11 protein-coding genes and 1 tRNA gene are annotated in these 11209 nt (G+C 34.0%); 8 read left to right on the top strand and 4 right to left on the bottom strand.

From position 1 onward, the window contains the following. Positions 1–432, bottom strand: a 432-nt coding sequence (locus EZH24_RS02680; RefSeq protein ID WP_201798554.1) for an N-acetylneuraminate synthase family protein, incomplete at its 3' end; no start/stop codon positions are given. 62 nt (positions 433–494) lie between these two features. Further along, positions 495–567, bottom strand: a tRNA-Thr gene (locus EZH24_RS02675). 389 nt (positions 568–956) lie between these two features. Here EZH24_RS02675 and EZH24_RS02670 point away from each other — a divergent pair. Together EZH24_RS02670 and EZH24_RS02665 are read left to right on the top strand one after the other, a co-directional pair. Next, complete coding sequence (locus EZH24_RS02670) at positions 957–1739, top strand: 3-hydroxybutyrate dehydrogenase (RefSeq protein WP_137997589.1); 783 nt, start codon at positions 957–959, stop codon at positions 1737–1739. A gap of 19 nt (positions 1740–1758) precedes the next feature. After that, entirely contained in the window at positions 1759–3057 is a 1299-nt protein-coding gene (locus EZH24_RS02665; RefSeq protein ID WP_137997588.1) for a GntP family permease, read from the top strand. A 65-nt stretch (positions 3058–3122) separates the two neighbouring features. Here EZH24_RS02665 and glmM read toward each other — a convergent pair whose 3' ends face one another. Continuing rightward, a complete protein-coding gene (glmM, locus tag EZH24_RS02660; protein WP_137997587.1) occupies positions 3123–4472 on the bottom strand; it encodes a phosphoglucosamine mutase in 1350 nt (449 codons plus the stop codon). Positions 4473–4588: 116 nt separating this feature from the next. On the opposite strand from glmM, the gene EZH24_RS02655 reads away from it, so the two are divergent. The 6 genes from EZH24_RS02655 to EZH24_RS02630 all read left to right on the top strand — a co-directional run bounded on the left by EZH24_RS02655 (position 4589) and on the right by EZH24_RS02630 (position 10602). Further along, complete coding sequence (locus EZH24_RS02655) at positions 4589–5197, top strand: regulatory protein RecX (RefSeq protein WP_137997586.1); 609 nt, start codon at positions 4589–4591, stop codon at positions 5195–5197. An 80-nt stretch (positions 5198–5277) separates the two neighbouring features. Next, positions 5278–7881, top strand: coding sequence for an alanine--tRNA ligase (gene alaS / locus EZH24_RS02650; RefSeq protein WP_137997585.1), 2604 nt, complete (start codon positions 5278–5280; stop codon positions 7879–7881). A gap of 16 nt (positions 7882–7897) precedes the next feature. Further along, positions 7898–8515, top strand: a complete 618-nt coding sequence (locus EZH24_RS02645; RefSeq protein ID WP_137997584.1) for a HEAT repeat domain-containing protein — start codon at positions 7898–7900, stop codon at positions 8513–8515. After that, positions 8508–9293: a hypothetical protein gene (locus EZH24_RS02640; RefSeq protein ID WP_137997583.1), complete on the top strand. Its 786-nt coding sequence runs from the start codon at positions 8508–8510 to the stop codon at positions 9291–9293. Before EZH24_RS02645 ends, EZH24_RS02640 begins: the two co-directional genes overlap by 8 nt. Next, positions 9293–9580 (top strand): hypothetical protein, encoded by a 288-nt coding sequence (locus EZH24_RS02635; RefSeq protein WP_137997582.1) that lies wholly within the window; start codon positions 9293–9295, stop codon positions 9578–9580. Before EZH24_RS02640 ends, EZH24_RS02635 begins: the two co-directional genes overlap by 1 nt. 53 nt (positions 9581–9633) lie before the next feature. Continuing rightward, a complete protein-coding gene (locus EZH24_RS02630; RefSeq protein ID WP_137997581.1) occupies positions 9634–10602 on the top strand; it encodes a D-alanine--D-alanine ligase family protein in 969 nt (322 codons plus the stop codon). A gap of 82 nt (positions 10603–10684) precedes the next feature. Here the strand turns inward: EZH24_RS02630 and EZH24_RS02625 are convergent, their stop codons facing one another. After that, complete coding sequence (locus EZH24_RS02625; protein WP_137997580.1) at positions 10685–11170, bottom strand: hypothetical protein; 486 nt, start codon at positions 11168–11170, stop codon at positions 10685–10687. Positions 11171–11209: the final 39 nt, after the last annotated feature.

Here is an 11209-nt window from a genome sequence, read left to right as displayed (position 1 = left end):
GGGCTTTTTAGTTTTCGCAATTGCGTTTAACAGAGGAATATTATCAATATCGCAAGACGCAATTTTATATATTTCAATATTGTTTTCTTCCATTTCAGAAACCGATTCTATAGAAAAAGGCGTGCTTATAAAAATAATATTATTCTTTTTAGCTTCCGCCATCAAAGGTTTATACCATTCTTTTTTGAAAATTATATTGTTTATTCCATTGAGAGCGTTTTCGGGCAATTTTAATTTTTTCGTATATTCTTTTACCGCAAATAAATTATTCATAGTGAAACTTTGGAATTTAATAGCATGCGCTCCAGATTTAGCCGCCTCGCTAACCATTTTTAAAGCCGTTTCAAAATTGCCTTCATGATTGCATCCAGCTTCGGCAATGACAAAAAATTTCTTTTTATTTATAAGATTTTTTAATTTTATAGAACTCATAAAAAATAATCCCAATTAGTAATTATGATAATTAATAACAGATTATAAAAATCGATTTAATGAGCTGGTGATGGGACTCGAACCCGCAACCGGCTGATTACAAATCAGCTGCTCTACCAATTGAGCTACACCAGCGATTTACGAATTTATTATATTGAAAATATTATATAGTATTGAAAATAAAATTGCAAATTTAAATTTTAAAATATTTTTTAATTGCTTGACATTTAAAATTTTTTGTATATACTTAATAATATGATTAATATTAAACACTATAAATTAGCATACTATATGTGCATTTGCAACGCAACGCAACGCAAACCACAATTATATCTTTTAAAGAATAATTATTTAAAATTTTTATATCAAAAAATATTTTTCGCTCTGTGCGACTGTGACGTAAATTTAGTTAAATCTTTTTTAACTTGGTTCAAATTTATATTCGATAGCTTATTAAGGAAAATAAAAAATCCTTATTTAGTTATAAATAAAAATTCAATAAATAAAAAGTTGGAGGAAAAACTATGAGTTTAAACAACAAAGTAGCGTTAGTAACGGGTTCGGCAAGCGGTTTGGGTAAAGCTTCTGTGCAAAGATTGGCTAAAGACGGAGCCGCCGTTGTGGTAGCCGATTTGAATCTTGAAGGCGCTAAACAAGTAGCCGAAGAGATTAATTCGAGCGGAGGAAAAGCTATGGCAATTTCTATGGATGTAACGAGCGAGGAAGATGTGAATAACGCTTTCAAAAAAACTATAACCGATTTTGGCGGTATCGATATAGTTTTTTCAAACGCTGGAATTCAAATAGTTCATCCTATAGAAGAATTCCCTTTTGCAGAGTGGAAGAAAATGATGGCTATTCATGCGGACGGAGCTTTTTTAACGGCAAAAGCGGCGTTTACCGAAATGAAAAAATCTGGCAAAGGCGGAAAAATAATATTTATGGGTTCGGCTCATTCTCATTTGGCTTCCCCTTTCAAATCTCCTTATTGTTTCGCCAAACATGGACTTTTGGGACTTGCAAGAGTTTTGGCAAAAGAGGGCGGAGAATTTAATATTCATACTTATGTCGTATGTCCTGGATTTGTTAGAACTCCTTTGGTTGAAAAACAAATTCCCGAACAGGCTAAAATAAAAGGAATTTCGGAAGAGGAAGTTATAAGCACAATCATGTTAAAAGATACGGTGGATAAAAAATTTACCACTTTGGAAGAAGTGGCTAATTTGGTTTCTTTCTTCGCTCATGATGAAGGCGGAGTGATGACGGGACAGTCGATGCTGGTAAGTCATGGCTGGGGAATGTGTTAATTGATTTAAGGAGTAAATTATGTTGGGTATCCTGCTTGGTTTAATATGTTTGGCGTTTCTTACTTATAAAGGAATGTCGATTCTGTGGGTTGCGCCCGTTTCGGCGTTGGTAGTCGCGGCGTTCGGGGGAATGAATTTGCTTGACGCTTTCACGGGAGATTTTATGAGAGCTTTCGGAGGATACGCTCAAAGTTGGTTTCCTATGTTTATGCTTGGAGCTATATTCGGAAAAGTTATGGAAGTTACTGGAGCTGCGGAAAGTATAGCTCATTTTCTCGCTAAATTAATAGGATATAAAAGAGCGATAATTGCGGTTGTAGTTATATGCGGCGTTCTAACTTACGGCGGCGTTTCTTTATTCGTTGTGGTTTTCGTTATGTATCCTATGGGTTTGGCTTTATTCAGAGAAGCTAATCTTCCAAGAAAGATGCTTCCTGGAGCTATAGCTTTGGGAGCTTTCGCTTTCACAATGACGGCGTTTCCAGGAACTCCTCAACTTACGAATGTTATTCCCGCGACTTATTTCGGAACTGGTCCAATGAGCGCTCCCGTTATCGGTATAATTTGCGGTATATTAATGTTCGTATTGGGAATATTATGGCTTCAATATAGAACAAAAAAGTTGCAATCCGCTGGAGAAGTTTTTGACGAACCCGAAGGCGAAACTACCGCGGGAGTTTCCAACTCGGAAGATTTGCCTAAATGGTATCTTGCCATAATTCCTCCGTTGTTGATTATTATTCTTTTTAACGCGGTTAAATTGAATATAGTAGTCGCTTTACTTGCGGGAGTATTGTCGGGCATAATAATATTTATAAGAAGAATAAAAACTTTCGGCAATGTAATAAAAACTCTAAACGATGGAGCGGCGGGTTCTATGCTTGCCATTCTTAATACCGCCGCTGGAGTAGGTTTCGGAGGCGTAATAAGAGCGGTTCCTGGATTCGAGCAATTAAAAACTTTGGTAACGGGAATAGACGCGTCTCCTTTAATATCGGAAGCTATAGCGATTAATGTATTGGCTGGAGCTACGGGTTCTTCTTCGGGCGGAGTTTCAATAGTTTTGGAAGCATTGGGACCTCAATTTATAGAATTGGCAGAGCAAAGCGGAATAGCTTTAGAGGTTTTCTCGAGAGTCGCTTCAATATCGGCGGGAGGTTTGGATACGCTTCCACAATGCGGAGCGGTTTTAACGGTTCTTGCGGTAACAAAATTAACGCATAAAGATTCTTATATAGATATATTTATGTGTTGCACGGTTATTCCTATAAGCGCTACGATAGTCGCCATAATATTGGGAACTCTTGGCGTTGTATAATTTCATAAATAAATTGATTTAAGCAAAATAAAAGCGGTAGAGATTTACTTTCTACCGCTTAATTTTTATTTTTTAACTTTTATAATATCTATAGCCGTTTTTATCAATTCTTTAGCTTCTTTTTTGGTTTTCGCTTCCGCTATTATTCTGACTATCGGCTCCGTATTCGAACTCCTTACATGAAGCCATCCGTTTTCCAAGTCGATTTTTATTCCGTCAATAGTCGTTATTTTAGATTTCGGAAATTTCGATTTTATATTTTTTAAAAATAAATTTTCGTCTATTTTAGCGACTTCCAATTTTTCTTTTACTATTTCATATTTTGGAATCTCGGCTACGATTTCTTTAATAGTTTTATTTTCTTTAGCCATAAGCTCCAATATTAAAGCTATTCCCAAAAGAGAATCTCGTCCCGGGCTTACCGCTGGAACTATTATTCCTCCGTTGCCTTCGCCTCCAAAATATAAACGATTCTTAACCACATGAGAAGAAACATTTATTTCGCCGATTTTCGTTCTGTCTACCGAATAGCCTTTTTCTTTCGCCAAATCGTCAATCATTCTTGAAGTGGATAAATTAACCGCCGCGTTTCCTTTTCCAACTTCCCATAAATATTTCGCGCATAAAGCCAAAGTATATTCTTCGCTTACGATTGTTCCGTCATTTAAAACTATCGCTAGTCTGTCGGCATCGGGGTCTTGAGTAAAACCTATATCGACTTTATTTTTTTTTGCAAGCTCCGAAAGACTCTTCATACTGCTTGCAGAAGGTTCTGCCACATGCGAAAATTTTCCCGTATTTTCTTTATTAATTGAAATTTCTTTTACTCCCAAAGATTTTAATAATTTAGGAGTGGCAAATAAACCCGTTCCGTTGACATAATCGCATGCCACTTTAAAATTACGCTTTTTTATTTTATCGACATCGATAAATCTTATTATTCTTTTTATATGCTGTTCTATAGCGTCATCAATTTTCTGATAAGTTCCCGTTTCCAAAGCCTTAACGAATCTTGAAGATTTTTTTTCGTAAAGTTTATTTAATTCTTGAACCGATTTTTCATCCAAAAATTTTCCGCCCTTTCCTATTAATTTCAAAGCGTTCCATTCTATTGGATTATGACTCGCCGAAACCATTATTCCGCCATGCGCTTTTAATTTTTCAACCATATACAAAGCTGTTGGAGTAGGCGTTATTCCTATATCGATAACATTTATTCCCGAAGCCATTAGAGTCGATATTACCGAATTTGCTATCGTATCTCCCGTTAATCTTGTGTCCCTCGCAACCACTACTTTCGCTTTTTTTGGAAAAAGACATGAGAAAGCCGCCGTATAATCTACAACCGTTCTTATATCAAGTCCGTCTCCTATTATTCCTCTTATACCAGATACGCTTATTTTTAAAGTTGGCATTAAAATTCTCCCGTAAATAATTTTGAATGATTTTTATTTTATATTATTTTTAATTATTATTAAATACTTGAAAAAGGCGAAATTTAATATATATTGATTTTATGATAATTCTAAAAATGAGACTCAAAGGCGATAAAATATATATAAAAGTTTCTGGCGGAGATGTTTTCACGATTCCAAAAAACGGAACTTATGAACTCGACATATACGAAGGAATGGAACTCGAATACGAAGAAATTCCGCATATAAGAGCGAGAGCTTTTGAATCTTCCGCTAAAAAATCGGCGATTAATATTCTAAAAAGAGGTTTTGTAAGCGAAAATATTCTTAAAGAAAAATTATCTCAAAAAGGACATAAAAAAAGATTCATAAATTACGCTATCAAATATTGCAAAGATTACGATTTGATTGACGATAAAAGATTTGTAAAAATTGCCGTAAATTCGTTAAAATTGAAAGGAAAAAGCAAAAGATTTATAATCGATTATCTAAAAAAATCAAAAATAAAAAATTCATTGATAGAAAAAGCCGCGGATTCTATAAGCTATAAAACGGAAAGCAAAGCGCTAAAAAACGCGATAAGAAAATATTATAGAGTTTACGAAAGCAAAGAAAATAAAGAAGAATATATTATTAGAACTTTAATGCGAAAAGGTTTCAAATACGAAGATATAAAAAATCTGCTCGGGAAATATATTAATCTTATTAATAATAATAGACAATAAATTCTTATTGCAAAATATGATATTTAATTATATCATTAATCAGTTAAAGTTATTTAAATTTTTCAAAATACGGAGTTATTATGAACCATTTAGAATTAAGGGAAAAATTTAAAGAGTTTTTCAAGAGCAAAAAACATGCGATAGAAAAATCCTCTTCCTTAATACCGATAGACGACCCGAGTTTATTATTCACTACCGCTGGAATGTTGCAATTCAAACCTTATTATGCGGGAATAAAAAAAGCTCCGTATTCGAGAGTGGCTACAATACAAAAATGTTTCAGATTATCCGATTTGGAAAATATTGGCAAAACGGCAAGGCATCATACTTTTTTTGAAATGTTCGGCAATTTCTGTTTTATGAGCGATTATTTCAAAAAAGAAGCGATAGAATTCGCTTGGGAATTTTCAACCGAAGTGATTAATCTTCCGAAAGAAAAAATATATGTTTCGGTTTACGAGAAGGATAACGAAGCTTTTGAACTTTGGAATAAACGAATAGGAATTTCAAAAGAAAAAATAGTCAGGCTTGGAAAAAAAGATAATTTCTGGGGACCCGCTGGAGATTCTGGCGCTTGCGGACCTTGCAGCGAACTTTATATAGATATGGGCGAAGAAAAAAGCTGCCATAAACCCGATTGTTATGTCGGTTGCGATTGCGAAAGATATTTGGAATTTTGGAATTTAGTTTTCAACGAATTTTTTCAAGATACTGACGGAAAATTATCTCCTCTTCAAAATGTGGGAATCGATACGGGAATGGGACTCGAAAGATTATGCTATATCATGCAGGGAGTCGAAAGCAATTATCAAACCGATGTAATGAAGCCGATTGTCGATGCAATTTCAAAAAAATTAAATATAAAATACGAAGATAAAAATAAAACTAAAATAAATTTAATCGCCGACCATTTAAGAGCTTTGGTATTCGTTATCGGGGAAGGTTGCATTCCGTCCAACGAAGGAAGAGGTTATGTTTTAAGAAGACTTTTAAGAAGAGCCTTAAAAACCGCAAACGATTTTGGTTATAAAAACGCTTTCTTAAATGAAATTTCAGATTCCGTTATAAATGTTTACGGGAGCATATACGATAATCTGCCTAAAGAAGAAAATAATATAAAAAAAATTCTTAAAGAAGAAGAAAACAAATTTATCAATACGATTTCCGCGGGAATGAATAAACTTTATTCGGTAATGGAATATTCTAAAGATAAAATTATAAAAGGTTCGGACGCTTTCATGCTTTTCGACACTTACGGACTCCCATTGGATATAACAGAAGAAGAAGCGAGCGAGCATGGTTTTACTGTCGATAAGGAAGGTTTTGAAGAAGCGATGGAATTCCAAAGAAAAAGAAGCAGAGGAACTGGAGCGGATAAAAAATCAAAATTCGATTATGTTGAAAATTTTGAAACGAAATATATCGGCGAAGATTACGATTCTATTATAAACGGAGTCGATGCAAAAATTATCGGAATATACGAAGACGGAAATAAAAAAGAAAGAGCGACAAATTCTCAAGCGATTATTATAACCGATATTTCGCCTTTTTACGGAGAGATGGGCGGGCAAGTCGGAGATACGGGATATATTGAAAATTCAAAATCCGAAAAAATTAAAGTTATAGACGCGCAAAAAAAAGAAAACTCGATTGTTCATATAGTCGACTGCGATAATTATTCTTTGAAAGTCGGAGAAAAAGTTAAATTATTTGTCGATATTGATAGAAGAAATTCAATCAGAAAAAATCATACGGCGACTCATATATTACAAAAAGTATTGGAGCTAACTTTGGGAAGCCATATAAATCAAGCGGGAAGTTTCGTCTGCGAAGATTATTTAAGATTCGATTTCACTCATCCAGATTCGATAAACGAAGAAACTTTAATATCGATAGAAAATCAAGTTAATGAAATAGTATTCAAATCTATGCCCGCCGAAATAAAATTTATGCCGAAAGGAGAGGCAATATCTTCGGGGGCGAAAGCTTTATTCGGGGAAAAATATCCAGATACGGTTAGAATACTAAATATAGGAAACGGTTTTTCTGTGGAACTTTGCGGAGGAAGTCATTTGACAAATACGGCTCAAGTCGGTTATTTTCATATAGTTAGCGAAGGTTCGGTTGCAAGCGGAGTTCGTAGAATCGAGGCTATAACGGGAATTAAAGCGGCGAGAGAATCGACAAATCTTTTTTATAAAGTGAAGAGTTTGACTCATATATTGGGTGCTTCAAAAGTGGAAGAACTCAATATAAGAGCGGAAAATTTACAAAACGAAATAAGGAAACTTCAAAAAGAAAATAAAGGCTTAAAAACCTCTGGCTCTTCCGCAAATTTATTTATGGATAATTATGAAACAATAAACGGAAGCAGATTTTACAATTTGGAGTTTAACGAGGATATAAAAAATATTAGATTATATGCGGATACGATAAAGGAAAGAGTGAAAGATTCCGTTGCTATAATGATTAGCAAAACAGATTCGGCAAATTCAATACTCGTTCAAATTACGGGAAAACCGTTAAAAAATTTATCCGCAAATTCTATTATAAAAGAGATTATTTCCGTTGCTGGAGGACGAGGAGGCGGAAAAGATTCTTTCGCTCAAGGCTCGATTGAAAATATTGATAAGGCAAAAGAAGAGATAAATAAAATAAAAAATAAATTGTTAGAAATTAAATAACAGGATTTATTTATTAATGAAAAATTTTGTATATATTTTATCGTTTATATTGTTAATTTCATGTTCGCAGAAAAATGTCACTTTAAGAAGAATCGAAGATATAAATAGAGCGGAAAGAAAATTGGCAAAAAATCCTAAAAACGAAGAAGTGCTTTTGGAAGTTTTAAATGCCGCCCAAAACGGAAATAGAGAAGTGCGAGCGGAGGCGATGTGGGTTTTAAGCAATTTGGAAACAGATGTGGCTTATAGCGATTTTTTGAAAGCGAGCGTTGAAGACCCCGATTTTAATGTGCGATGTCTGGCGGTTATGGGGCTTGGAAAACTTGCGGCAAGCAATCCCGAAGCTATTGACAGCATCAAAAGAGCGATTTCCGACACAGATTTGCAAGTTCAAATGGAGGCTTTGAAAGTAGCGGGAAATATTAACTCTCCCGAACTTTTGAATCCTATTTTGGATAGTTTATCGAGCAGAAATAAATGGGTGAGAATAACGGCTATAGAATCTTTGAAAGATTATAAAGACGCGAGAGTCGACAGAGCTTTAAATTTGTTATCCTCGGGCGATTCGGATTATGCGGTAAAATCGACAGCCAGCCAAGTTATAGAATACAGAAAAGGAAGCGTGGATGAATAAAAAATTATTTTTGTTTTTTATTATATTTATTTTTTTATGCCTTTTTTTATCGTGTGCGAATATGAGACAATCTTATGTTGTAGTCGATAATATCATAAGCAAAGAAAGAAATATTGTAATCGCTTCTTTTACATTTCCTAAAAATATGACTAATCAAAATTTGGATAAATTAAAATATTTGAATACGGAAATATACGCCGATTTTGTTTTGGGAAGTTTTATTACCAATTTCAATTCTCAAAATAATTTGGTTAAACTTATAACTTTGGAAGAGGCTTTGGGAAAACAGGAATTTTCAAAATTGTCGAATCATTCCATATTTAGAGCGGATTATGTGGCGGCTACGGGAACTTTGGCGGCGAATATTTTGGACGAAGAGACGGCGAATAAAATATTAAATAATTATGACGGAATAATGTTTGCCAATTCTTATATGTCGTTTTGGGCGCAGAATATAATAATAGATTTTAGAGTTTACGAGGCTAACGGAAGTTATCTTTGGGTTGACAGATTAAACGGCAAATCCTACCATATAATAGGAGATACGGGTTCGCCAACGAGACAAACGGCTTACGAAATAATTATTGCAGATGTCGTAAAATATCAGCAGAGGCATGGAGAAGAACTTTATACTATAATAAATCAAGCTATATCGAACGGAATAGTCGGGCTTAAAGAAAGAGTTCCATACGCTTTCAGCACGAACGATATACTTTTTACTCAAAAAACATTTGGCTTGACTAACGAAAATTATTCACAAAAGGCGGGGATAAACTAATGGCTAAAAAAAGAATAGAATTAAATTTTAACGATACGGACGATTTTCATTTTAAAACTTATTTAAGAGGCTATTTGATTGAAATCGAAAGCGGAAATTATTTGATAGTTAATGACGATTTGGCGATAAGGGCGAGAGGAAAAACTCCGAAAGAAGCGGCGGAAAATATAAAAGAGCAGTTTATGATTCTGGCAAACGAAATCGTTTACAAATCGAAATACGCGGCTTTAAGCGAGCGGGAAAGAAAAAAGTTTAATATTATACAATCTATATGCGACATTATATAATTGTAATCGTATATAGATTTCTTATTTTTAGTATTTAATTAAAAAGGGACGATATGATTTTAAGCGAAGAATCGAAAAAGAATATTTTAAAAAAATTTCAAAATAAAAAAATTGCCGTTCTTTACGGAGGAATCAGCGAAGAGAGAGAAGTTTCTTTAAGAAGCGGAGAAAATATTTATAAAGCTCTTACAAGTTTTAAAGAGTTAAAAGATAATTGCATTTTAATCGATGTGAAAAATCATTATCAGCTTGTCGACATTCTAAAAAAAGAAAAAGTCGAATATTGCTATAATATTTTGCATGGCACTTTTGGAGAGGACGGTTCTATTCAAGGACTTTTGGATTGTCTCAATATAAAATATACGGGCGAAAATACTTTGGTAAGTTCGGTTTGTATGAATAAAGTTTATACGAAGAGAATTTGGCAATCTTCGAATATTCCAACGGCGGATTTTATTTTGCTTAAAGATTTTTATAATAATGAAAACAATAAAATAAAATTTCCTTTAATATTAAAACCTATATCAAACGGTTCGAGCGTGGGAGTTTCTTTAATAAAAAATAAAAAAGAATTTGAAGAGAATATAAAAAAAATAGAAAAAATTTCCGATTATTTTATCGAGCCTTATATAAAAGGAAAAGAGATAACGGTTGGACTTGTGAGAGAAAATAAAGGAATATATATTTTTCCAATACTCGGCATAAATACGAAAAACGAAATATACGATTATGACGCAAAATATACGGCGGGCAAAACGGAATTGGAAGTTCCCGCGAAAATTGATAAAAAAATAGAAAAAAAAGTTATTGAAATTTGCTCTTCCGCTTATAATATTTTGGGTTGCGAAGGACTTTGCAGAATTGACGCGATAATAGACGAAAAGGGCAATATTTATTTGATGGAAGTAAACACTCAAAGCGGAATGACTAACACGTCCGACATTCCCGCTATGGCAAAAAGCGTAAATATAAAATTTGAAGATATAGCCTTATATGTATTGGGTTTGAGTTATAGAGATTAAATTATTTATTGTTTGCAAATAAAAAAGACACCGCAATAAATACGATGCCTTTAATTTCAAGAAGTTTTAACGAAAACTTTTATTAACTACCTGTCGAAGTATCTTTAGTCAAAGTGCCTTCATAGGTAAGTTTATAATTTTGTCCGTTAGCCGAAACTGCCACAATATAAGTAATCGCTATGTTGTCGCCAGAAACGGTGAATTTGATATACTCTTTGGTAATCAATCCTTCCTCATTAGTTTCGCCATAAGCGGAATATTCCGAACCAGATTTTAATATATCCGCATTTGCTAACGCTCCAAATAGCCCGCTTTCCGCCTTATTGCCAGCTATGTTCAAGTAAAAACCGTCAATAGTCGGCATGTCTTCCGTTGTGCTTCCCACTTGCGCCGTTCGGTTAAGAGTTCCCGTGTAATTGCCATCCGTTAAATCGGTAGCGGGGTCGCCCGTAGCGGTTGGCACGGAATAATCTTCTCCTCCTCCTGTTTTGTCTTCATTCTTACAGCTTACCGAAAACAAGAGCATAAACGATAATACTGCGATTAAAATTGTTTTGATATTCTTCATACGAATATCCTCCTATTAATAAATTTATTTATAACTAAA

It is taken from the genome of Brachyspira catarrhinii, assembly GCF_005518285.1.
GTDB lineage: Bacteria > Spirochaetota > Brachyspiria > Brachyspirales > Brachyspiraceae > Brachyspira > Brachyspira catarrhinii.
The sequence above is the reverse complement of the archived record's forward strand: the minus strand, read 5'-3'. Positions and strand labels throughout refer to the sequence as shown.

What these genes read in the sequence shown, in the direction of transcription:
- EZH24_RS02670 (WP_137997589.1), top strand. Translation starts at nt 957, where the DNA reads ATGAGTTTAAACAACAAAGTAGCGTTAGTAACGGGTTCGGCAAGCGGT.
- EZH24_RS02665 (WP_137997588.1), top strand. Translation starts at nt 1,759, where the DNA reads ATGTTGGGTATCCTGCTTGGTTTAATATGTTTGGCGTTTCTTACTTAT.
- glmM (WP_137997587.1), bottom strand. Translation starts at nt 4,472, where the DNA reads ATGCCAACTTTAAAAATAAGCGTATCTGGTATAAGAGGAATAATAGGA.
- EZH24_RS02655 (WP_137997586.1), top strand. Translation starts at nt 4,589, where the DNA reads ATGAGACTCAAAGGCGATAAAATATATATAAAAGTTTCTGGCGGAGAT.
- alaS (WP_137997585.1), top strand. Translation starts at nt 5,278, where the DNA reads ATGAACCATTTAGAATTAAGGGAAAAATTTAAAGAGTTTTTCAAGAGC.
- EZH24_RS02645 (WP_137997584.1), top strand. Translation starts at nt 7,898, where the DNA reads ATGAAAAATTTTGTATATATTTTATCGTTTATATTGTTAATTTCATGT.
- EZH24_RS02640 (WP_137997583.1), top strand. Translation starts at nt 8,508, where the DNA reads ATGAATAAAAAATTATTTTTGTTTTTTATTATATTTATTTTTTTATGC.
- EZH24_RS02635 (WP_137997582.1), top strand. Translation starts at nt 9,293, where the DNA reads ATGGCTAAAAAAAGAATAGAATTAAATTTTAACGATACGGACGATTTT.
- EZH24_RS02630 (WP_137997581.1), top strand. Translation starts at nt 9,634, where the DNA reads ATGATTTTAAGCGAAGAATCGAAAAAGAATATTTTAAAAAAATTTCAA.
- EZH24_RS02625 (WP_137997580.1), bottom strand. Translation starts at nt 11,170, where the DNA reads ATGAAGAATATCAAAACAATTTTAATCGCAGTATTATCGTTTATGCTC.